We start from the raw sequence: 23,979 nt of genomic DNA on the forward strand, positions 1-23,979 counted from the left end.
CTAAAATAATCCTAAATTTGCACCCAAATAAATAACAACACAAGACTTATACTGATGAGTAATACAATAACAACTACAAATTTTAATTTTCCGGGTCAAAAATCCGTTTATCGTGGTAAGGTAAGAGAGGTTTACAACATCAACGACGCTCTTTTGGTGATGGTTGCTACAGATAGATTATCGGCTTTTGATGTCGTTTTGCCCGAAGGCATTCCGTACAAAGGTCAAATTTTGAACCAAATTGCCACTAAATTCATGGAGCTTACTCAAGATATTGTTCCTAACTGGTTAATTGCAACTCCAGATCCTAGCGTTGCAGTAGGTCATTTATGTACCCCTTTTAAGGTAGAAATGGTAATACGTGGCTATCTTTCGGGACATGCTGCACGCGAGTACGCACTAGGCAAAAGAGAAATTTGCGGTGTGGCAATGCCCGAAGGTCTAAAAGAAAACGACCAATTTCCGGAACCAATTATAACTCCAACAACCAAGGCAGATAATGGGGATCATGATGCCGATATTTCTCGCGAAGCTATTTTATCACAAGGTATTGTTAGCCAAGAAGATTACGAAGTTCTCGAAAAATATACCAGAGCTTTGTTTGAAAGAGGAACTACCATTGCAGCCAGCCGTGGTTTGATATTGGTAGATACTAAATACGAGTTTGGAAAAACCAAAGAAGGCGTAATTGTTCTAATTGACGAAATTCATACACCAGATTCTTCTCGCTATTTTTATTCTGAAGGCTATGCAGAGCGTCAAGAAAGAGCCGAGGAGCAAAAACAACTATCCAAAGAGTTTGTGCGTAGATGGTTGATAGAAAATGGTTTTCAGGGAAAAGAAGGCCAGCAGATACCCGAAATGACTCCAGCGTATATTGACTCGGTTTCGGAACGATATATTGAATTGTATGAGAATATTCTGGGAGAGAAATTTGTAAAAGCAGATATTTCTAATATTAACCAACGGATTGAGAAAAACGTATTGGATTATTTAGCCAAACAATAGCCAAATAAATACGAGTCCATTAAAAAACCAAAAGCCGCAATTCGGACAGAATTGCGGCTTTTGGTTTAATATAACTAAAAAATTAGACAACAGGAACCCTCAAGAGGTATTGGTCTTGAACTTTAGACAATAAAACCAATCCTGTTATGGCTCCAATGGCAGCAAAAAGCAGGTCCGATTGTGTGTCCCAGATATAGCCTTGTGTTCCTAAAAAAGCATCACTTTGGTCTCCTGTGATACTAGATACCAACCATTCTAGCAATTCGTAAGCCGCACTGATTGCCAACGCAATGGCAACAAGGATAAAGTTGAAAAAATGCTTGTTGCTAACCACTTTTTTGCGAATAAATAGCTCTCGAGTAATCATTGCAGGTACCAGACCTTGTGCAAAGTGGCCTAACTTGTCGTAATTGTTTCTACTTTGGTGGGCTATTTCTTGTATGTAATCAAAAAAAGGTACTTGTGCATAGGTATAATGACCTCCAATAAATAAGATTATGCAGTGTAGCAAAATCAAAAAGTAGGTAAAATTAGTAAACCTAAAGCTAGTAAAGGTGCATGCCAAAACAAGCAAACCAATAAGAGCTGGAATAATTTCTAAAAAACAAGTAAATACTTCGTTGGGATTTATAATGGACCAGATAAAAAATCCAAAATACACAACAAGCATGAGATAAATAGTCTTCATTGGATTTTTTTTAGCCTTGATAGCAGCGATATCCTTTTTATGGTTTCTTTTTTTTAGAAACCATAAAAAGATAAAGCGGATAGCGAGAATAGCTCCTAAAATTTATTTAAAGTAAGAAAAACTTTCGTTGTTCTCTAGTTTTAAAAGGGTTTGGTAAATGAGCTGAATTACATTTTCAACATCCTCCCGATGCACCATCTCTACGGTGGTATGCATGTAGCGCAACGGCAAGGAGATCAACGCAGAGGCTACTCCGCCATTGCTGTAGGCAAAAGCATCGGTATCTGTGCCAGTAACGCGAGACGAAGCCAAACGCTGAAACGGAATGTTGTTTTGTTGGGCAGTGGTTAGGATCAACTCTCTTAAATTGTTTTGCACCGCAGGAGCATATGTAATTACGGGTCCATTGCCTATTTTAGTATCGCCTTCAATTTTCTTTTCAATCATGGGCGTGGTGGTGTCATGGCATACGTCGGTAACAATGGCCACGTTTGGTTTTATGGTTTGTGTGATCATTTCTGCACCACGTAGTCCTACTTCTTCTTGAACAGAATTGGTTATGTACAATCCAAAAGGCAATTTTATGTTGTTTTCGTGCAACAAACGCGCCACTTCGGCAATCATAAATCCGCCCATACGGTTGTCAATAGCACGGCATACAAATTTATTTTGGTTCAAAACCATAAATTCGTCTGGATACGTAACTACACAGCCTACATGCACCCCTAGTTTTTCTACCTCCTCTTTGCTTTGGCAGCCCAAATCAATAAAAATGTTACTGATAGAGGCATTTTCTTCCTTATCTCTATTGCGAGTATGGATGGCAGGCCAACCAAAAACGCCTTTAACAATTCCTTTTTTAGTATGGATATCTACTCTTTTAGAAGGCGCTATTTGGTGGTCTGAGCCGCCGTTTCTGATAACATATATAAACCCCTCATCGGTAATGTAATTAACATACCACGAAATCTCATCGGCATGCCCTTCAATAACCACTTTATAAGGAGCATCCGGATTAATTACCCCTACAGCCGTACCATAAGTGTCCGTAATAAAGGTGTCCACGTAGGGTTTTAGGTACTCCATCCAAATTTTTTGCCCTGCAGCTTCAAAACCCGTAGGCGAAGCATTATTTAAGTATTTTTCTAAAAAGCTAATCGAAGATGGCTTTAATATAGATTGTGTGCTCATAAAAATATTTTTTGCTAAATTATAAAATTGCTATTACAGTTGTACAATTAATACCTAATTTTACATTAAAATTAGGTCGGATGAAATTTGTTGCCCCATTACTATTTTTGATTTTATCTCTTACTTGTTCCGCACAAGTACTAGCTGTAGATACCACCAGAACCTCCGTGATCATTGATGCAGACTACGATATAAAAAACGATACCATTGCATTAGACGAAATTGTGATATCCAAAGAAAAACTAGATCCCGAAGCCCAGAAACAATTTAGAGTTTTACAAAACAGAGTCTATAGAGTCTACCCATACGCCCAACTAGCAGCAGAACGCCTAGTGTTGCTCCATAAAGGAATGGCAAGCTTAAACACCCAAAAAGAAAAGAAAAGATACTTTAAAATAGTCGAAAACTATCTCACCCAAGAATTCGAGGCCAAGCTCAAAAAATTGTCCCGTAGCCAAGGCAGAATACTCGTCAAATTAATACACCGCCAAACCGGTAGCACCACCTTCGAACTCATAAAAAACCTAAAAAGCGGATGGAAAGCCTTTTGGTCCAACACCACAGCAAGTATATTTGACATCGATTTAAAATCAAAATACGCCCCCTACCAAGTAAACGAAGATTATTTGATCGAAACCATTCTGCAAGAAGCCTTCGAAAACGGAAGACTACAAAACCACCCATCCACAAACCCAATAGACATAGACCGCTTAAATACACTCTGGCGCACCAAATCCGAGAATCCATCCTTACCATAAAAAAACAAGGAGCTATTTCCTGCTATCCGCTACAATCTACCTCGCCGAACCCCGTCTCGGCAGGATTTCCACTACTATCAGGGCTAGGAGAGCGGCGTCCCAAAGCTAATCTCATTCCAAAGTTAAGCCTACCTATATATAAAGAAAACAGATACACCTGCAAAAAACAACCACCAAACCCCTAAAACCGGCAGAATAACCGCAAAGAAGATAGCAAAGACCTATAAAAGCAACAAAGAAGCATTTGTATAGAATTAAAAACAAAGCAGTTAGCGATTCTTATTAAGAAAAGGTAAATAAAAGGTAAAAAAAGTATTGATTAACCGAAAAAAGGCGGTAGTTTTGCACCCGCAACAAGAAACAAGTTCTTTCAAATACTGGCAAGCACACGAAATCAAGACGAAAATTTATTTTTCAAAAAAGAGTTCAAAAGCTTGTGAGAATTAAAGCAAAAGTTTACATTTGCACCCCGCAAACAAAGTTCATCGAACACTTTTTTAGATAAGAGTTAAGTGAGATAAAACAAGCGACGTTATTTGACATACTGCTAAGAGAAATAGAGAAAAAATTAAAAAATTATTTTTTAAAAAAACCTCAAAATTTTCTTGCCAGTTACCAAAACAAGTTGTAGTTTTGCACCCGCTTCGAGAGTCACGAAAATTGACCGACGAAACGAGAAACAAGATAAGACACGTTCCTAGACATATTGAATTGACAGCCGTTTTAAGAGAGATCTTAAGACAAAGAATAAGAGTAATAGAAATGCAAGCATAAAAAAGAACCAATAGATCTTCAGTCAAAAATAAATAGCTTAGAGATAAGCAAACAATATACGATGAAGAGTTTGATCCTGGCTCAGGATGAACGCTAGCGGCAGGCTTAACACATGCAAGTCGAGGGGTATAGTTCTTCGGAACTAGAGACCGGCGCACGGGTGCGTAACGCGTATGCAATCTACCTTTCACAGAGGGATAGCCCAGAGAAATTTGGATTAATACCTCATAGTATAGCAGTCTCGCATGAGACCACTATTAAAGATTTATCGGTGAAAGATGAGCATGCGTCCCATTAGCTAGTTGGTATGGTAACGGCATACCAAGGCTACGATGGGTAGGGGTCCTGAGAGGGAGATCCCCCACACTGGTACTGAGACACGGACCAGACTCCTACGGGAGGCAGCAGTGAGGAATATTGGACAATGGGCGCAAGCCTGATCCAGCCATGCCGCGTGCAGGATGACGGTCCTATGGATTGTAAACTGCTTTTATACAGGAAGAAACCCTGGTTCGAGAACCAGCTTGACGGTACTGTAAGAATAAGGATCGGCTAACTCCGTGCCAGCAGCCGCGGTAATACGGAGGATCCAAGCGTTATCCGGAATCATTGGGTTTAAAGGGTCCGTAGGCGGTCAGATAAGTCAGTGGTGAAAGCCCATCGCTCAACGGTGGAACGGCCATTGATACTGTCTGACTTGAATTATTAGGAAGTAACTAGAATATGTAGTGTAGCGGTGAAATGCTTAGAGATTACATGGAATACCAATTGCGAAGGCAGGTTACTACTAATTGATTGACGCTGATGGACGAAAGCGTGGGTAGCGAACAGGATTAGATACCCTGGTAGTCCACGCCGTAAACGATGGATACTAGCTGTTGGGCGCAAGTTCAGTGGCTAAGCGAAAGTGATAAGTATCCCACCTGGGGAGTACGAACGCAAGTTTGAAACTCAAAGGAATTGACGGGGGCCCGCACAAGCGGTGGAGCATGTGGTTTAATTCGATGATACGCGAGGAACCTTACCAAGGCTTAAATGTAGATTGACCGGTTTGGAAACAGACCTTTCGCAAGACAATTTACAAGGTGCTGCATGGTTGTCGTCAGCTCGTGCCGTGAGGTGTCAGGTTAAGTCCTATAACGAGCGCAACCCCTGTTGTTAGTTGCCATCGAGTCAAGTCGGGAACTCTAACAAGACTGCCAGTGTAAACTGTGAGGAAGGTGGGGATGACGTCAAATCATCACGGCCCTTACGCCTTGGGCTACACACGTGCTACAATGGACGGTACAGAGAGCAGCCACTATGCAAATAGGAGCGAATCTACAAAACCGTTCTCAGTTCGGATCGGAGTCTGCAACTCGACTCCGTGAAGCTGGAATCGCTAGTAATCGGATATCAGCCATGATCCGGTGAATACGTTCCCGGGCCTTGTACACACCGCCCGTCAAGCCATGGAAGCTGGGGGTGCCTGAAGTCGGTGACCGCAAGGAGCTGCCTAGGGTAAAACTGGTAACTAGGGCTAAGTCGTAACAAGGTAGCCGTACCGGAAGGTGCGGCTGGAACACCTCCTTTCTAGAGCCTTAGTGTTAGCGCAAGCACGCTAGGGAAAGAGACGAAAAGAGAAGTTGGTCATTATGCTTAAAGTTTTATTACTCTTGCTGTTAATTTAAAAAAAAGAACAAATAATTTAAGAATGAAGAGTGTCTCGTAGCTCAGCTGGTTAGAGTACTACACTGATAATGTAGGGGTCGACAGTTCGAGTCTGTCCGAGACAACAATTTAGGATTAGTTATATATAAGGAAATTTTAGAAGTATGAGTATGAATACCTTAATTCAAAATTCAACATTCATAATTTAAGATTAGAAATGGGGGATTAGCTCAGCTGGCTAGAGCGCCTGCCTTGCACGCAGGAGGTCAACGGTTCGACTCCGTTATTCTCCACAATTCCGAAAGGAAAAAAGTTCATTGACATATTGAGATAAGAAAATATTACAAGTAGAAAGCGTTTTTTACTATTAGTAGTAAAAGACAAAAAAAACGGTCTTAATTAATTTTAAGATTGGTACAATAAGCAAAATAAGGGCGTATGGGGGATGCCTTGGCTCTCAGAGGCGATGAAGGGCGTGATAAGCTGCGAAAAGTTACGGGGACGAGCACACATCGATTGATCCGTAAATACCCGAATGGGGCAACCCACTATGTTGAAGACATAGTACACCTACGGGTGGGCAAACCCGCTGAACTGAAACATCTAAGTAGGCGGAGGAGAAGAAAACAAAAGTGATTCCGTAAGTAGTGGCGAGCGAACGCGGATTAGCCCAAACCAAAGTTGTTACGGCAATTTTGGGGTTGTAGGACCACGATATTCCATGTAAAACGAACTAGAATCTACTGGAAAGTAGAACCAAAGAGGGTGATAGTCCTGTATAGGTAAGTGCTATAATGGATAGTGGTATCCTGAGTAGGGCGGGACACGAGAAATCCTGTCTGAATTTGGCGGGACCATCCGCTAAGGCTAAATACTCCTGAGAGACCGATAGTGAACCAGTACCGTGAGGGAAAGGTGAAAAGAACCGTGAATAACGGAGTGAAATAGATCCTGAAACCATACGCTTACAAGCGGTCGGAGCCCTTTCGTGGGGTGACGGCGTGCCTTTTGCATAATGAGCCTACGAGTTAACGTTGCTGGCAAGGATAAGTGGTTAAGCCACGGATCCGTAGCGAAAGCGAGTCTGAATAGGGCGCTTTAGTCAGTAGTGTTAGACGCGAAACCGTGTGATCTACCCATGGACAGGTTGAAGCTTTGTTAACCCAAAGTGGAGGACCGAACCCGTTGACGTTGAAAAGTCTTGGGATGATCTGTGGGTAGGGGTGAAAGGCCAATCAAACTCGGAAATAGCTCGTACTCCCCGAAATGCATTTAGGTGCAGCGTTATGTTTAAGTTATATAGAGGTAGAGCTACTGATTGGATGCGGGGGCTTCACCGCCTACCAATTCCTGACAAACTCCGAATGCTATATAATGTTTCATAACAGTGAGGGCTTGGGTGCTAAGGTCCAAGTCCGAGAGGGAAAGAACCCAGACCATCAGCTAAGGTCCCCAAATATATACTAAGTTGAAAGAACGCGGTTTGTCTGCCTAGACAGCTAGGATGTTGGCTTGGAAGCAGCCATTCATTTAAAGAGTGCGTAACAGCTCACTAGTCGAGCGGACGAGCATGGATAATAATCGGGCATAAGTATATTACCGAAGCTATGGATTTACGATAATACGTAAGTGGTAGGGGAGCATTCTAATGGGGTTGAAGGTGATTCGTAAGGGTTGCTGGACTAATTAGAAAAGAAAATGTAGGCATAAGTAACGATAATGCGGGCGAGAAACCCGCACACCGAAAGACTAAGGTTTCCACAGCTATGCTAATCAGCTGTGGGTTAGTCGGGACCTAAGGCGAACCCGAAAGGGACAGTCGATGGACAACGGGTTAATATTCCCGTACTAGTTTTAACTGTGATGGGGTGACGGAGTAATGAAAGTGTCGCGAACTGACGGAATAGTTCGTTGAAGTACGTACCTATAGGCTGCGCAGGCAAATCCACGCGGCTTGGGGAAATACGATAGTACTCGGCGTCTTCGGACAAAGAGATAGTACACCTAAGCGCTTCCAAGAAAAACCTCTAAACTTCAGGTTAATAGTACCCGTACCGCAAACCGACACAGGTAGTCGAGATGAGAATTCTAAGGTGCTCGAGAGATTCATGGCTAAGGAATTAGGCAAAATAGACCCGTAACTTCGGGAGAAGGGTCGCCAGCAGCAATGCTGGCCGCAGTGAAGAGGTCCAGGCGACTGTTTATCAAAAACACAGGGCTCTGCAAAATCGTAAGATGAAGTATAGGGCCTGACACCTGCCCGGTGCTGGAAGGTTAAGAGGAGATGTTATCTTCGGAGAAGCATTGAATTGAAGCCCCAGTAAACGGCGGCCGTAACTATAACGGTCCTAAGGTAGCGAAATTCCTTGTCGGGTAAGTTCCGACCTGCACGAATGGTGTAACGATCTGGACACTGTCTCAGCCATGAGCTCGGTGAAATTGTAGTAGCGGTGAAGATGCCGCTTACCCGCAGTGGGACGAAAAGACCCTGTGCACCTTTACTATAGCTTAGTATTGACCTTGGACAAATGATGTGTAGGATAGGTTGGAGACTATGAAGTGGCGTCGCTAGGCGTTGTGGAGTCATTGTTGAAATACAACCCTTTGTTTGTCTGAGGCCTAACCCCGCATTGCGGGGGACATTGCTTGGTGGGTAGTTTGACTGGGGTGGTCGCCTCCAAAAGAGTAACGGAGGCTTCTAAAGGTTCCCTCAGTACGCTTGGTAACCGTGCGTAGAGTGCAATGGCATAAGGGAGCTTGACTGAGAGACATACAGGTCGATCAGGTACGAAAGTAGAGCATAGTGATCCGGTGGTTCCGCATGGAAGGGCCATCGCTCAAAGGATAAAAGGTACGCCGGGGATAACAGGCTGATCTCCCCCAAGAGCTCATATCGACGGGGGGGTTTGGCACCTCGATGTCGGCTCGTCACATCCTGGGGCTGGAGAAGGTCCCAAGGGTTGGGCTGTTCGCCCATTAAAGTGGCACGCGAGCTGGGTTCAGAACGTCGTGAGACAGTTCGGTCTCTATCTACTGTGGGCGCAAGAAATTTGAGTGGATCTGATTCTAGTACGAGAGGACCGAATTGGACAAACCTCTAGTGTATCTGTTGTCACGCCAGTGGCATGGCAGAGTAGCTACGTTTGGAAGGGATAAGCGCTGAAAGCATATAAGCGCGAAACCCACCACAAGATGAGATTTCTTTTAAGGATCGTGGGAGATGACCACGTTGATAGGCTATAGATGTAAAGGCAGTAATGTCATAGTCGAGTAGTACTAATAATCCGTAAGCTTATGTACACCCTTTCCAGCCTCGTAAGAGGCTGGGGAAACTTTCTAATTATATTTTTTTCTTTATCTCAGTATGTTACGATATTCTGTAATGTTTATTAGCACCATGCTAATTTACCCATTGCAAAGCGACCTTAAGGTGGTTATTGCGGCGGGGCTCACCTCTTCCCATCCCGAACAGAGAAGTTAAGCCCGCCTGCGCAGATGGTACTGCAGTTATGTGGGAGAGTATGTCGTCGCCTTTCTTTATGGAACCCCAACTTGTAAAAGTTGGGGTTCTTTTTTTTTATAGGCACCAGGTGTCGGCTAAAAAGCCTCGATCTGTCGCCTTTCTTTTTAAAAAACCCTTATCCTAATCGGATAAGGGTTTTTTGTTTTATATCTAAAACCCATTGGATCCAATTTAGTTGGTCTTAAAAAGAACAAGGATCAATGGATCAAGTCTAAAACCTGTGGAGCAGCAAAAATTAGGCATAAATATTAGTTAGCCTAAAAAGAAAGAATTCTACATTTCGAACACCTCTAAACTGAGATCTAAATGCTTTTATTTTAGCGTTGAATGATTCTGCAGAAGCATTAGTACTTCTGTTATCAAAATAGTTTAATATGGTTTGATAATGATTTATAATTGTGCGAGAGATTGTATTGAAAGACTTAAATCCAGATTGATTTACTTTTTCATGCCATTTAGCCAACCTTGAAAGTCCAATAATTTTATCGGTTGTTTTCTCAAAGATATTTCTCAAATTCTGATCTAGATTGTAAGCTTTTTTGATGTCGGGATATAATTCAAATAAGAACAGTACTCGTTGTAATTGATTCTGTGACCATTTTGATCTATTCTTATACAAAAAATAATGACTTCTAGCTAAATTGTTTGAGTGTATCCCCATTAATCAATATTTCAGATTCGAAGCGCTTCTTGTTTTTCTTGGCAATGAAACCATATTCGCTGCCATATCAAGGGTTATTTCTGTAACGGTATTTCGTAGTTTAAGTGGTGTTTTCGATAATAGCAGTAACAGTCTAGGCTTTAGTACCAGCGATTATTGCTACTATGGTTGTTTTTTTTGCCTTTTCTGGCTTTGTTGTTTAAAATTGGATACTTCGCCATTCGATAGGGAGGTTTGGTCTATTGATAATCTTTTTTCCAATGTTTTTAGGAAAAATAATTCATTTTTTTGCATGTAATTTTTGATTCTAGATTCTGAAATCACTTAAAAAATATTTGTATTGATGCGTAAGGTTTTGCCACTAACATCATAGAAAGAAGCAATAGCATTGCAATCATTAGGCTCGGAATCGAGTTAATCTCTTTCAAATAAAGATGAAGAATATCTTCTGCTTTTTTATAAGAAGTCAGTTCAAAGTATTCAACTATAATTTGATGTAAAAATAACTTGAGAAGTCACTAAAAGAATCTGGCATCTGTGTTTAATTTTATTTATAAAAAAAAACCTCAATTCTGAAATTTTTAGAATTGAGGTTTTTAATTGTTGTATTAAAAATTTATCTTAAAACAGCATCTAATTCTGTTTCAAATGTTTTCTGTAATTTATTCATTATTTTATCAATTTGCGTATCTGTAAGGGTTTTGGTAGTATCTTGTAGGATAAAACTCAATGCGTACGATTTTTTACCTTCGGGTAAATTATCTCCTTGATAGACATCAAACAAATTAATTTCTTTTAATATATTTTTTTCGGTTTGCTTGGCTAATGCATAAATAGCATCATAATTTACATTTTGATTTATTAATAAGGCTAAATCTCTTCGTACTTCAGGGTATTTAGGTATGTCTGTAAATTTAATTTTGCTTGCTGCTGCTTTTATTAGCGTTTCCCAATTAAAGTCTGCATAATAGACTTCTTGTTTGATATTAAAGTGTTTTAGAATGGATTTTTTGACTAAACCAAATTCTACTAAAGCATTGTGACCAGCACCGATGGCAATTCCTTCAGAGAAAATGTCGGATGTTACAGGGCTGTTTTGTGTTTTTTGAATACCAAATCGGGCTAGTATGGCATCTACATGTCCTTTTAGTAAGAAAAAATCAGTTGGTTTGGCGGGAGTTGTCCAGCTTTCTTGATTTCTATTTCCTGTCAAAAAGATAGATAGGTGTTTGTGTTCTTCGTAACCGGATAGAAATTTGTGGTACGTTTTACCAAATTCAAATAATTTTAAATCGTTGTTTTTACGATTTATATTGTAGGATACTGCTTCGAGACCCGAAAATAACAACGACTGGCGTAAGGTAGCTAAATCATTGCTTAAAGGGTTTAGCATGGTTACGTTATACTCTTCTTTTAAGGTTTCAGAAAGGGCGATATAACTGGCTGTGGTTAAAGAATTGGCCATTATTTCGTGAAATCCTTGAGAGTTTAGTTGGTTTCCAATGATGTTTTGTAGTTTGTAATCTTCGTTGCGTGGAGATATAGCTACGGTGGCATGGAATTTTTTTGAAAAATGAATGTTGTTGTAGCCGTAAACTCTTAGTATTTCTTCGATTACGTCAATTTCTCTTTGTACGTCTACTCGGTAAGAAGGTATGGTTAGCCCTAGTCCTGTTTCTGAAATGCTGTTTACTTTTATTTCTAGAGAGACTAAAATTTGTTTGATTATGTCTTTAGGAATTTCTTGACCTATTATTTTTTTTACATTTTGAAAATTTAAAAATACGGTAAAATCTTCAATTTTCTTTTGGTAAATATCACTTACATCTGAGGTGATTTCGCCTCCGGCTACTTCTTGGATTAATAGGGCAGCACGTTTTAAGGCATAGGCGGTTATGTTGGAGTCTACTCCTCTTTCAAATCGGAAGGATGCATCTGTGTTTAGTTGGTGTCTTTTGGCCGTTTTTCGGATGCTTACGGGGTTGAAATAGGCGCTTTCTAAAAATAGGGTATTGGTTTGTTCTGTAACGCCAGAGTTTTTGCCACCAAACACTCCTGCAATGCATAATGGGCCTTTTTCGTCGCAGATCATTAAGTCTTCTTCGTGCAAACTGCGTTCTACATCATCTAAGGTGGTGAATTTGGTGCCTGATGGTAGGGTTTTTACGATTATTTTGCCGTTTATTTTGGAAGCATCAAATGCATGTAAGGGTTGTCCTAGATCGTGTAGTACGTAGTTGGTAACGTCTACAATGTTGTTTTTGGGGGTAAGTCCAATTGCTTTTAGTCTGTCTTGCAACCATTTTGGGGAGGGTTTTACGGTAATCCCTGATATGGTTAGGCCGCAATATCTTGGTGCTAATTGGGTATCTTCTATAACGGTATCAATTTTGAGTGTACGCATGTCTACTCTAAAGTTGCTTACAGAGGGTGTCATTAATTCGGCATTTACACCACTTTGTAATAAACCGGCTCTTAGATCCCGAGCGGTTCCTAGGTGGCTCATGGCATCTGCACGATTGGGGGTGAGTCCGATTTCGAATACTTCGTCGTTTTCTATCTTAAAAAGGCTAGCAGCTTTTGTTCCTGCGGTAACGCTTGGGTCTAGAATTAGTATTCCGTCATTTGCTTTGCCTAGGCCTAATTCTTCTTCGGCGCAGAGCATTCCGTAACTTTCTTGGCCACGTATTTTTCCTTTTTTGATGGTAAAGGCATTGCCTTCTTTGTCATATAAAATGGTTCCAATGGTGGCTACTGCTACTTTTTGTCCTGTGGCTACATTGGGTGCTCCACATACTATTTGTAGGGGAGTTTCGGTGCCGATATCTACGGTGGTTAGTTTGAGGCGGTCTGCATCTGGGTGTGCGGTACAACTAAGTACGTGGCCTACTACAACTCCTTCTAATGCGCCTTTTATGGATTGGTACTTTTCTACGCCTTCTACTTCTAGGCCTAAATCGGTTAGTAACGCTGCTGTTTCTTCGGAATTCCAGTCTATTTTAATAAATTGCTTTAACCAATTGTAAGATATTTTCATCTGTCATTTTTAATATGATTGCAAATATAAGGATTGCAGTTTGTAGTAAAAAACAATTTTTTTTGTTTTTTGTTCTATTGGTTGGTCTTTCTGCTTTGGTTGGTGTTGTGGTTTGATGGCGCGGTTTGATGGTCTAAAACGGGGCTGCAAGAGGGATGGTAGTGGAAATCCTTTTATGGAGCTTGGCGCAATAAAAGATTGTAGCGTACAGCCCGACCCTGCTGTAATGGAATGGAAGCAGGGTCTTGCCATAGTTTTATTTAGCAATCGGATATGTTCACGGCTACTGCTAGTCCTCCTTCGGAGGTTTCTTTGTATTTGTTGTTCATGTCTTTGGCGGTTTCCCACATGGTGCTTACTACTTTGTCTAAGGGCACTTTGACGTTTTTGGCGTCTGTGGATAGGGCTAGTTCGGCGGCATTTATGGCTTTTATGGCTCCCATGGTGTTGCGTTCTATGCACGGGATTTGGACGAGTCCGCCTATGGGGTCACAGGTGAGTCCGAGGTGGTGTTCCATGGCTATTTCGGCGGCAATTAGTACTTGTTCTGGTGTGCCTCCCATTAATTCGCATAGTGCGCCGGCGGCCATGGACGAGGATACGCCTATTTCTGCCTGGCAGCCTCCCATTGCGGCCGATATGGTGGCTCCTTTTTTGAAGATGCTTCCTATTACTCCGGCAACGGATAGAAATTGTTTGATTTCTTTTTCTGAGGCTTGGTGGTTTTCTATAACTAGGTAGTACATTAAGACCGATGGTATTACTCCGGCGCTTCCGTTGGTTGGGGCGGTTACAATTCTGCCTAATGCGGCATTCACTTCGTTTACGGCAAGTGCAAAACAGCTAACCCATTTTAAAATTTGACGAAATTTGACTTCGGTACTGCGTATTTGTTCTAACCAGCTATGTTGGTCTGTGTAGTTGGAGAGGCCTATTAAGCCTTGGTGCATATCAAAGGCTCTACGGCGTACGTTTAGGCCTCCGGGTAGGATCCCTTCGGAGTGACAGCCAATGTACATGCATTCGAGCATGGTGTTCCATATGCGTAGGAGTTCTTTGTCTATTTCGGACTCGGTACGCATGGATTTTTCGTTCTCAAAAACAATTTCGGAAATGCTTTTGTTTTCGCTTTTGCAATAGGCGAGCAACTCGGATGCTTTGTTGATCGGGTAGGGAAAGTGGCATTTTACTTTCTCTTTTTCTTTGGCATTGGCTCGTTCTTCTTTGACTACAAATCCGCCGCCTATGGAATAAAAGGTTGCGCTATAGCTGTCTCCGGAGCCATTGTATGCAGTAAAGGTCATTCCGTTGGAATGAAAAGGCAGGAAGTTTTTGTTAAACAAAATATCCTGTGGTATGTTAAATGCTATGGGGTATTTATTGGCTAGAAGTAGTTGTTGTGTGGTTGCAATTTTTTGGATAATACCGTCTATGTTTTCTACGGGTATGTATTCTGGGTCTTGCCCGCTTAGACCTAGCATTACGGCTAAATCTGTGGCGTGCCCTTTGCCGGTTAGGGATAAAGAACCATACAAATCTACTTTGATTCTGGTGGTGGTTTCTAGTAGGTTTTCTTGTGTGAGTTCTTCTAAGAAACGTTCTCCTGCTCTCCAAGGTCCTAGTGTGTGCGAACTGGATGGCCCAACACCTATTTTGAGCATGTCAAAAATCGAAATGCATTCTTCCATATTAAAATTGTTTTTTTGGTTACAAATATAATTGAATTTATGAACTCATGGTATCTTATAAGAATTATTATGCTTTTTATGATTAAGGCTTAAAGATTCAAGATTTGTAGTTGTTTTATTGTTTTTGGGTTGTTTTTTATATCAAAAAAATATTTTTTGGCTTTTGTACTATTTAAAACGGATAGCCAATGGCTAGATTAAATACTAGGTTTTCTTTGCGCCAATTTTTGTCTCCAAAACTAATTTGGTCTAGTTGCCAACGTGCTCCTTCGGGAAGGTACGGTTTTCGTATTGGAAAAGCTAGGTCTGTTCTTAAGATTAAAAATGAAAAATCAAATCGAAGGCCTGCACCAACGCCTACGGCTAGTTCTTTTAAAAAACCTTTTGAAAATTTGGCTCCAGGTTTTTCGGGAGTTTCTCGTAGCAACCAAATGTTTCCAGCATCCAAGAAGAGTGCACCATGAACTAATTTGTATATTTTGGCGCGATATTCTGTACTGAATTCTAATTTTAGATCTCCAGATTGGTCCGGCAAAAAATTTCCAGAAGTAGCATTGCCATTAAAGGATCCTGGGCCTATGGAGCGTGCTCTAAAGGCACGAATGCTGTTGGATCCGCCATTAAAGAATTGTTTTATAAAGGGCATCTGATCTGAATTTCCGTAGGCATATCCTGCTCCTACTAAAATTTTGCTTGCTATTTGTGTTTTGGAACTAAGCTTTAAATAGTGTCTAAATTCGTTTTCTATTTTTATAAATTGACTAAAAGGTACTTTGAATATCTCTACGGTGTCTCCTTTTTGCATATTTGCCCAGGATAGCCAGCCCGTTAGGTTGGCAGATAGATCCAAACTAGCTTTATAATAATAGGTGTGTTTTTTGTTTTGGAGCATGGTATTGGTATAGGTGTAGGAGTAGGTTGGTCCAAAAATCAATTGTTTTTCAGTGACTTTGGCCAAAGACGGATCTATGGCTATTTGTTGCCGGTATAGGTTGGTTACATTTTGAGGGCTTGCATAGGTGATTTCGGTTACATTGAGTAGGTGTTCTTTGCGTTGGTTTTCTTTCCACAAATAGCCAAAGGAGCCTTTTAGGGTTTGTAGGGAGTATAATTGGGTTCTGTTTTGGTATTCATAGCCTAGGGTTGCTTTTGTTTTTGGAACAAACCCGCTTGCAGATTTAAAAGGAAAGGGAGCAATAATTCGTGGCCAAATTAGATTTGCTTCGGTACCCAAACGGTATACATTAAAACCTTTATTTTGACCAGAAACCTGCACTTCAAGCCCGCCAAAAGCAGATAGGTTGAGTAACTCGGCTCCTTTAAATAAATTGCGGTTGCTCCAATTGATATTTAGTTCGGTCCCGGTATAATTTGCGGAGTTGGTTTTGGCCGAGATAACTGCTTGTATGGATTTTTTGGGCAGTGGTGTAAGGTAGTAGTAGACGTCTAAAAAGTTTGCAGTAGTATCTGCAACTTTAAATTGGTTTTTTACAAACTTAAAAGTGCCTAAGTTAACCAAACGATTTAAGGATAAATTATGATTGGTGCGGTTGTATAAATCCCCTTTATGGAAATAGAGTGCCCGATCAAAAATTCTGGGTTTGAATTGATTTTTGGAACCAATTATGGTAAAATCCTTATATTGTAGTGCGGATTCTGGATCCGGTATGGTGTCTTTGTTTAATCGATAATTTGGGTACACCATAATTTGGTTTATTTGGTATTGTTTTTGGGCAATGTCGGTAATTTCGGGCTTTATTTTGATGGTCAAATTTACGCGGTGCTCTGCAACGGTACTGTCTACTTCCATTTTTAGATACTCGGCATTAAAATAATAAAACCCTTTTTCTTTAAGATGGCTGTCTATGCGTTCTCGTTCTTGTTTAAAAGCATCTAGGCTATAGCCTTGGCCTATTTTTAATAAAGACGTTGGTATGGTATGGCGTATGGCATTTGCAACTGCCGAAGAATCTTCGGGATATTTAATTTGTTGGATGACATATTGTTTGCCCGGATTTAAGCTATAGGTGGCTGTTGCTTTTTTGCCACTACGGCTAGAATCTGCTACAACTTTGGCGTTAAAGTAGCCGTTGTTTTGTACGTAATTTAGAATTATTTTTTGATTATAATTGAGGTCAACTCTCGAATACAGTATCGGAGGTTCTCCTACTTTATTACGGAGCCAGTATCTAAGTCCTTTTTGTTTTGTGGGCTCTCCGGCCAAATTATAGAAAAAAAGTTTGGGTCTCCATCCCAAAAAAGTAGTATTGGGCTTGGGTCTCAGTAAAGGGGTTAGTGCTGTTTTTAAAGCTTTTTTTTGTTTTCTTGGGGTAGTATTTTCTATTTTGATGGTGGCTCCGGTATACAATAAGCTGCCCTCTGGTAGTTTTTTGGTGCCAGTACAGCCGGTTATTACGATAAGCAATAAGAGTAGACTATTTAAGATGCGTGTATTCATTGTAAGAGATTGTTTAAAAAAACAGAATCGTTATTCGGCTGTTTTTTTAGAATGAAATAATTCTTTGAATTGGTTGTAATCAAGGGTTAAAACAAAAGAAACTCCTGTTTCTACTACTTGTCCTTGCAGAGCCACTTGGTATTTATTTAGACGATAGGCTCTGAGTTTGTAACGGCCATCTTTGGATATTTGGTATTCCACAGACACATCGCCAGCAATGCTATTGGCTGCTTGGTTTTGTTGCTGTGGTCCCTCTAATCCAAAACGGCTACCAACAGTTACTTTTAATCGATCGTCTAATAGTTTTTTAGAAATACCTACATTCAAATCGGTACGGTTTTCTAGATTTCCGGTAGTATAGTCTTCGGTGGCATCTAAATCAAATTCAATGGCTACGCCATCCACTAATTCTGCTGCAAAATTATTTAATTGTTGCGACAAAATTTTGCTAACACTCTCTCTGGCTAATGAAGATACCGAGCTCCCTCCAGCTTGACTTGCAAAAGGATTTTCGCCAATAAAACGATTTAGCAATAACAAAGCAAATACTTGTTTGTTTAATTCTTCTGGTTGTTGGCGCAATTGAGATAATTTGGCTTGGGTAGTACTAATAATTTCAGTGGCTACGTTATTGTTTCCTTCTGGAAGTACAATATCAAAATGGATGGACGGCTGGAGTAATTCGCCCTTCATTAGTAGCTCGGTTTCAAAGGGTATTTTTTGTTTGTAGGTATTTCTAACTGCAGATGTGGTACCTGCTAATTGGCTATCTACTAAATCAATTGGAGCAACCTCGTTTTTGTAAACGGCTGTTATGGCAACTTCTGCCGAGGTAGGCTCTCCAGTCCATAGAAGATAGCTGCCTTTTTTTATCTCAAATTTACGATTAATTAGATTAAAATTCATTTCGTAGGTACCTTCTTGTATTTCGTATCTTCCGGTAAGGTTGGTTTTTCCAGAAGGATCTATTCCGCCAGAGAGCTGTGCTTGGCCTTTTAATTTCAAGAAATCTCCATTGGCCTTGTCTAATACCATAGTCAGAGCTGCTTTTTTATCAATTTCAATGTTTACCGCAGCGTTAATGCCTTTTATGGCAGTTTCACGTAATTTTTCTTGGGTGGTGATTTTGGTAATTAATGGCGGATTGTCTGCATCTACAAAAGAAACAATGCCCTCTCTATCTGCAATAGATGGGTCAGATTGCGGCAATACGAGTACAAAATCCGTATTGGCATTTATTTTAAGATTTCCATCAACCATTGGGTTATTCCAATCTCCTTTTATGCGTAAATGGTTGTCTAAATATAAAGCACCGTAATACAAATCATTGTCTTTCTCTTCAGAATTTATAGCCTTAAAATTGGTGGCATCTACCGTAAGGTTAAATGCGGGGTTGCTGGCATCTGTAGTAGAAATAGTTCCATTAAGTACCAGGGTATTGTTGTTTTCGTCTTTAAGGGTAAAAGCATCAAAACCAATGGTCTCTCCGCTAAATTTGAGCGTGTTGTTAGTGTCTTTAAAAACAGAATTTAGAGGAGTTACTCTAAAACCTATTTGGTTAAAGTTTAAACTTCCTACCAGCTGTGGTTGGTTTATTGTGCCTGTTAGAGCTAGCGATCCGTTTATAAAACCCGTACTTTCTTTAAGGTTGCCCATAGTAAAGCCTTGAATGCTTTTTAAATGTAATTTTTCGATTGCTAATTTTAGGTCTAGATTAGCCGTATTGGTGTGGTAGGTTCCGTCTAGGTTTAGTTGGTTATCTTGTCCGGAGAGGGCTATTTTTGTGGTATAGGTATTGGCTCTAGAATTTTCTATTTCAAGATCTATACTACCTAGAGTATCATTCCGGAAGCTAAAGTCTTCCACTTTTAGGGCAGCCTTAAAAACAGGGTTTTTAGTTGCATTTTGGATTGTGGCACTACCGTTTAGGGTTCCGTTAAACTGCAAACTATCTTTTTGAATCCAATTACGGATAGTCTTTATCTCGAAATCGGCAAATGTTACAGATAGGGGCGCATTTTTTTTGGTAGATAAAGAAGCAATCTCTAGGCTACTTTTGGAGTTATTTAATTTAAAATCCCGTGCCTGAATGCCGGTTTTACCAAACTGAATTAGATTGGTAGCAGCAATTGTCCACGGCTTGTAATTTAAAATCAAAGTACTTGGGTCCAAATGCACTTCGGTATTTCTAGGAGTAGTTTTTAGGGTTCCTGCTACAGAATAACGCAGAGTATCATTGCTGTCTTTAAGTTCTAACTGATAGGTTGCGGTTTGGTCTTTTAATTGGCCCTTGATTGCAGTGGCGGGTAGTTGCAATTGGTTGTTCTGAAGGCTATCTATGGCAAAGTCATAAAAAAGGGTTTTGTCTTTAGTGCTAACATTCAAAATAGCGTTAGTAATGGTGTTTTGACCGTATAGTAATTTTGGGATTTTTCCGTTAACAATAATACTATCTTTTTTACTGTGGTAGCTTCCGGAAATAAAAAATGGTTCTAAAACCTGAACTTGAGGCATTATTTTATGCAGCAAAGGGCTGTCTTTTACCTCTATTTGAAAATCCAAATTCTGTTCTGTTTTGTTTTTGGCAGCTAAAATTGGTTTTGGGGCATAATAAACCGATAACGAGTTTTTTAAAGCAGCAGTTATTGTAGTTAAAGTATAGTTACCTCTAACAGATGCGTTCAAAAACGGCGATTTTAGTACCACGGCACTAGTATCTGGCAGTACTCTAGCAGACAAACTAATGGTGTCTGTAACAAATTGCTGTTCTGCATCTGCAACGGTAAGTTGGATGATGTCTACTTTTCCTTTTAAATTATCCAAACTCGCCGAGGCTATGGCAGCATTCATGGTGCCTCTTATTTTGAGAGGGCCCGCATGTAGGTTTAGTTTTTCTAGATCTGCGATATCTACATTTAAATGGGCTTTTACTGCCGGATATTTGTCTTTAAAGCTGCCACTGCTTACTAAATCAAACCTCAAATCAGGATTCTGGATGCCAGCTGTAGCAGTAAACAAGCCGTGATCAATACTCCCATTTACTACTAAATTGGAGTAGGCATAGTTGTTGTAATCCAGCTTTAAAATCCTGGCTTTTAATTGGGCTTGGGCAGTTTTAGGGTTTAGCCCGATGCCACTGGTTTGTGCTTTTAGACTAATTTTCCCAAGGGTTTTGGTTTTGAAAAGTTTTCCTAAATCAAAATTTTTAAGATATAATTGAGCAGTATAGTTCTCGCTATTTTTTGTTTTTTGATCCAACAAAGCCTTAATTGTAGCTTCACCATAACTGCTTTTTAGAACTAGATTGGTATTGAAATGGGTGGTAGTTCCTTGAAAGGTTCCGTTTACATTTAAATAGGCCGGTAACTCAAGGGCGCTCGGGATACTTCCTTTTGGAATAAAATACGGCAAATCAGTGGCACCAGATTGCAATTGTTTTATAACCAAGTCAAAATAGGCTTTGTTGATATCCTGTAGCCCAGTTATGGTTCCGCTTGCGGCAATTTTGGTATCTCGGATTCCGCTTATTTCTAAATTAGGAATACTAAGACGATTTAGTTTTCCGGTTAGCGCACCATTTATAGACAAAACAGCATTTTTATTGCCTTTAAAAGGAGCAGATTGTGCCAATGCCGGTGCAAAAAGAAGCACATCTTTAAGGCTAAGTCGACTCTCTTTTAAATGGGCATTAACGCTTATTTGGGCGCTATTTTGGCTAAGAGCCGCCACGGAAGGATATCCGATCTCTAGGTGGTCTTTTATCAGAGATTGCGGTGTTTTTAGAACAAGATTTTTTAGATAAGCATTTTTGGTTCCGTAATAAAATGCGGTAGATAATTGGGTAATCTCTACGCCACTTTTTTCTTTCAATCGCAGCTGGTTTAAATTTCCTTGTATAGCCAATGGGCTATAATTTAAGTCCGTAAGATCGAGGTGTGCGTCCTGAATGTTTAGATGTTGGTAATCTATTGCAGATGCAGCAGGGATGGAATTGGTATTGTCAAATACCAAATCTACGTTATTAAAAGTAGTTTGCTTTATCTTAAATTCTAGTTTGTTTTTTGGACTAGTAGTGCTGGCGGTATTCGCAGTATTGGTTGGAGGGGTTACTTGGTCTATAGTCACTTTTGCTTTAGCATCCGAAAAATAAATACGGTCTACCAAAAAAAATTGATTGCCTAAGTCCGTTTTGCGGAATGTTGCTTTTAATTTTTTGAATTTTAAGGCGGCAGCTATCTTGCTTTTTAAATCGGTATACTGTAGGTCAAATTTTGAAAAGTCTATTTCTCCAAGATCTAAATTAAATTGGGGATCGGTGGGCTTTGTTTTTGGAGTTCTTGGGGTTTGTTTTTGGGTAGATGTAGTTGCTTGCAAAACGGCCAATTGTAGTGCTTGGATTTTAATTTTAGGTACTTCAAAATCCAAGGTGTTCCAATTTTGTTTTCTTATTTTGGTATCCAGAATACCTAATTTAAGCTTTACGTTTTGCCCAGTATAGGCATCCGAATATTGGATTTTGATGTTTTTAAAACGGATATTTTCTATCAAAAAAGCGGTTGGTTTGGCCTCTTTGGGTGTCTGCAAGCTATCTTTGGACGCAAAGGCTTTGAGGATATAGTCAAAATTAAAAACCGCATGAGTATCTCGGTTTACACTTGCTGTTATGCCTTCTAGATCAATTTGGTTGAGGGTTATTTTTTGGTTTATTAAATCTAAAAAATTGAGGTCAATGGCTAGTTTTTGTCCTGCTAATAGGGTGTCTTTTTGTTGGTCTTCAAAATAAAAATTATTTAAAATTATTTTTTTCGGAAAACCGATCTCCAAACTACCTACCACAACTTTAGTTTTAACTTTTTGTTGCACAAAAGCCACCAGCTTTTCTTTGGCCAGGTTTTGAACTGCAGGAATTTGAAGGGTTACCAAAACCAAAAACAGTATTGCAAAAACAATCCCTAAAATCCAAAGGAGTAGGTTGGAACTTATTTTTAAATATTTTTTCAAGCGTTATCGATTTTAATTTCAGTTAAGACAATCCACAGGAATTGGTAGGCAAAAACGACTACTTCCTTAAAGGAAGCAAAGGTCAAAATTTAAATTTGATTTGCCTTGTAGTTTTGTGGTATTATATTATAAAATTAGAATATGCGCTGTATGGAACCACTCGAGGCTAGTTCACGTCTTGAAATAGTTAATTTAAAAAAGGTTATCCTAAATCTAGGGCTTTAATTTGAGGCTCCAAAGTACGAGCATATTGGTAGCCATATTCAAAAATTTCGTCTGCTTTTTTGAGGCTCAAAAGACTAAATTGGCTCATGTTTGGTGGTTCTATATAAAGAGTACAAAGGTTGGTTTTGTCTTGCACAGAACTTTTCATGGCTAAGTGAAAAGAACGATCAACAATATTATTCATGTGTACTTGATCGACCTCTTTTTTGATCGAATTTACATAGCTTCCAATTAGTATATCGCATTGACCAAGTAAGGGTTCAATAGGAAAATTATTAAGTATTCCGCCATCTACATACAAAGAATTATTAATGCTTACGGGCTGGAACACCACCGGAATGCATGAAGAAGCCAATAAGGCTTGAGATAAATTTCCGGAAGAAAAATAGGTAAGTTCTCCTTTTAAAATATCTGTAGCTGCAACATATAAAGGAATTTTAAGATCTTCAAAAGTATTTAAATGTTCTTGATACAAGCCTTCAAATCCCTTCATGGTAAATAACCCTTGTTTTTTGATTAAAAAATTAGAAAAATTAAAAATTTGACTTTTTTTAAGTATGGTCACAATCTCCTCTACAGAATATCCTGCAGCATAAAATGCGCCTGCAATTGCTCCTGCACTAGTCCCGGATATATGTGTAAAAGAGATACCAAATTCTTCTAAGGCTTTTAATATTCCGAGATGCGCCATGCCTCTTACGCCACCACCAGATAACACCAACCCAATTTTTTTCATTTTTATGAAAGTTTTTTTAAAAAACCAATAACTCTATGCTCTTGTTGCATTTAAAAACAAGATAGCCAATTTAAATACGCCGTCTGCTTAGTCAAAAGACCATATTTAGGACCATTATAGTAGTGCAAAATCATCGCTTTTAGGGAAATCCCGTAATGCTTGCAGGGCTATTTCTGGAGTTGGATTGGCAATTTTTCGGAGTTTGGTATCCATCCAAGCACCATCTACGGTTATTGTGGCGTATAGTTGGTCTTCTGCTGTTTTAAATTGGTGTACAATAGACCATCTAGAGGCATCGGTTTTCATTTTAGACACGGTGGTATGTATAAAAATGGTATCAGATAGCTTGATTTCTTTTCTAAAAACACATTCTTCTCTAAAGAGTATTGGTCCAAAGTGGTTGGTCTGCAATACGTTCATGGTTAGGCCAAGTTTTTCTAAAATTTCAATACGGTGTTGGGCACCAAAATCATAATACGCACTATGGCGCACATGAAAATTCGGGTCTAAATCAGACCATCTAAAAGATAATTGTTTTTGGAAAGCAAGCATTGGATATCGTTTTAAGGGTAGAAGTTCGG

11 protein-coding genes, 2 tRNA genes and 3 rRNA genes are annotated in these 23,979 nt (G+C 39.7%); 7 read left to right on the forward strand and 9 right to left on the reverse strand.

The window, feature by feature from the left end; all coding sequences use genetic code 11:
* The first annotated feature begins 54 nt into the window (after nt 1–54).
* Nucleotides 55–1,008 carry a phosphoribosylaminoimidazolesuccinocarboxamide synthase gene (locus tag LB076_RS07795; protein WP_066337080.1) on the forward strand — a complete coding sequence of 318 codons (954 nt, stop codon included), beginning with the start codon at nt 55–57 and terminating at the stop codon, nt 1,006–1,008.
* Nucleotides 1,009–1,090: 82 nt separating this feature from the next.
* Here LB076_RS07795 and LB076_RS07800 read toward each other — a convergent pair whose 3' ends face one another.
* Together LB076_RS07800 and LB076_RS07805 are read right to left on the reverse strand one after the other, a co-directional pair.
* Nucleotides 1,091–1,696, reverse strand: a complete 606-nt coding sequence (locus tag LB076_RS07800; protein WP_066337082.1) for a DUF2238 domain-containing protein — start codon at nt 1,694–1,696, stop codon at nt 1,091–1,093.
* 102 nt (nt 1,697–1,798) lie between these two features.
* Nucleotides 1,799–2,887, reverse strand: coding sequence for a M42 family metallopeptidase (locus LB076_RS07805; RefSeq protein ID WP_066337083.1), 1,089 nt, complete (start codon nt 2,885–2,887; stop codon nt 1,799–1,801).
* Between the two features lie 80 nt (nt 2,888–2,967).
* On the opposite strand from LB076_RS07805, the gene LB076_RS07810 reads away from it, so the two are divergent.
* The 6 genes from LB076_RS07810 (at nt 2,968) to rrf (ending at nt 9,605) form a co-directional block, all read left to right on the forward strand.
* A complete protein-coding gene (locus LB076_RS07810) occupies nt 2,968–3,645 on the forward strand; it encodes a DUF4294 domain-containing protein (protein WP_066337085.1) in 678 nt (225 codons plus the stop codon).
* 832 nt (nt 3,646–4,477) lie between these two features.
* A 16S ribosomal RNA gene (locus tag LB076_RS07815) occupies nt 4,478–5,991 on the forward strand.
* Nucleotides 5,992–6,120: 129 nt separating this feature from the next.
* A tRNA-Ile gene (locus LB076_RS07820) sits at nt 6,121–6,194 on the forward strand.
* A 94-nt stretch (nt 6,195–6,288) separates the two neighbouring features.
* A tRNA-Ala gene (locus tag LB076_RS07825) sits at nt 6,289–6,362 on the forward strand.
* A gap of 124 nt (nt 6,363–6,486) precedes the next feature.
* A 23S ribosomal RNA gene (locus LB076_RS07830) occupies nt 6,487–9,369 on the forward strand.
* Between the two features lie 126 nt (nt 9,370–9,495).
* A 5S ribosomal RNA gene (gene rrf / locus LB076_RS07835) occupies nt 9,496–9,605 on the forward strand.
* The 16S, 23S and 5S rRNA genes sit together here with 2 tRNA genes alongside, the layout of an rRNA operon.
* A gap of 222 nt (nt 9,606–9,827) precedes the next feature.
* On the opposite strand, the gene LB076_RS14060 is transcribed toward rrf, so the two are convergent.
* The 7 genes from LB076_RS14060 to LB076_RS07870 all read right to left on the reverse strand — a co-directional run bounded on the left by LB076_RS14060 (nt 9,828) and on the right by LB076_RS07870 (nt 23,950).
* Nucleotides 9,828–10,211: a transposase gene (locus LB076_RS14060; protein ID WP_232505642.1), complete on the reverse strand. Its 384-nt coding sequence runs from the start codon at nt 10,209–10,211 to the stop codon at nt 9,828–9,830.
* Between the two features lie 658 nt (nt 10,212–10,869).
* Nucleotides 10,870–13,290, reverse strand: coding sequence for a phenylalanine--tRNA ligase subunit beta (gene pheT, locus LB076_RS07845; protein ID WP_066331766.1), 2,421 nt, complete (start codon nt 13,288–13,290; stop codon nt 10,870–10,872).
* A gap of 260 nt (nt 13,291–13,550) precedes the next feature.
* Nucleotides 13,551–14,978: an L-serine ammonia-lyase gene (locus LB076_RS07850; RefSeq protein WP_066331762.1), complete on the reverse strand. Its 1,428-nt coding sequence runs from the start codon at nt 14,976–14,978 to the stop codon at nt 13,551–13,553.
* Nucleotides 14,979–15,150: 172 nt separating this feature from the next.
* The gene (tamL, locus tag LB076_RS07855; RefSeq protein ID WP_066331752.1) at nt 15,151–17,436 is read right to left on the reverse strand and encodes a translocation and assembly module lipoprotein TamL; all 2,286 of its coding nucleotides are present in this window, start codon (nt 17,434–17,436) and stop codon (nt 15,151–15,153) included.
* Nucleotides 17,437–17,466: 30 nt separating this feature from the next.
* A complete protein-coding gene (locus LB076_RS07860; protein ID WP_066331750.1) occupies nt 17,467–22,437 on the reverse strand; it encodes a translocation/assembly module TamB domain-containing protein in 4,971 nt (1,656 codons plus the stop codon).
* Nucleotides 22,438–22,639: 202 nt separating this feature from the next.
* Nucleotides 22,640–23,398 (reverse strand): patatin-like phospholipase family protein, encoded by a 759-nt coding sequence (locus LB076_RS07865; protein ID WP_066331748.1) that lies wholly within the window; start codon nt 23,396–23,398, stop codon nt 22,640–22,642.
* A gap of 114 nt (nt 23,399–23,512) precedes the next feature.
* Nucleotides 23,513–23,950: an acyl-CoA thioesterase gene (locus LB076_RS07870; RefSeq protein WP_066331819.1), complete on the reverse strand. Its 438-nt coding sequence runs from the start codon at nt 23,948–23,950 to the stop codon at nt 23,513–23,515.
* Between the last annotated feature and the right edge of the window lie 29 nt (nt 23,951–23,979).

Origin of the sequence: Flavobacterium crassostreae, assembly GCF_001831475.1 — a bacterium.
Classification (GTDB): domain Bacteria; phylum Bacteroidota; class Bacteroidia; order Flavobacteriales; family Flavobacteriaceae; genus Flavobacterium; species Flavobacterium crassostreae.

Excerpts from the sequence above, each read along its gene's own strand:
- LB076_RS07865 (WP_066331748.1), bottom strand. The coding sequence starts at position 23,398 with ATGAAAAAAATTGGGTTGGTGTTATCTGGTGGTGGCGTAAGAGGCATG.
- tamL (WP_066331752.1), bottom strand. The coding sequence starts at position 17,436 with ATGAATACACGCATCTTAAATAGTCTACTCTTATTGCTTATCGTAATA.
- LB076_RS07870 (WP_066331819.1), bottom strand. The coding sequence starts at position 23,950 with ATGCTTGCTTTCCAAAAACAATTATCTTTTAGATGGTCTGATTTAGAC.
- LB076_RS07800 (WP_066337082.1), bottom strand. The coding sequence starts at position 1,696 with ATGAAGACTATTTATCTCATGCTTGTTGTGTATTTTGGATTTTTTATC.
- LB076_RS07805 (WP_066337083.1), bottom strand. The coding sequence starts at position 2,887 with ATGAGCACACAATCTATATTAAAGCCATCTTCGATTAGCTTTTTAGAA.
- LB076_RS07795 (WP_066337080.1), top strand. The coding sequence starts at position 55 with ATGAGTAATACAATAACAACTACAAATTTTAATTTTCCGGGTCAAAAA.
- LB076_RS07810 (WP_066337085.1), top strand. The coding sequence starts at position 2,968 with ATGAAATTTGTTGCCCCATTACTATTTTTGATTTTATCTCTTACTTGT.
- LB076_RS07850 (WP_066331762.1), bottom strand. The coding sequence starts at position 14,978 with ATGGAAGAATGCATTTCGATTTTTGACATGCTCAAAATAGGTGTTGGG.
- pheT (WP_066331766.1), bottom strand. The coding sequence starts at position 13,290 with ATGAAAATATCTTACAATTGGTTAAAGCAATTTATTAAAATAGACTGG.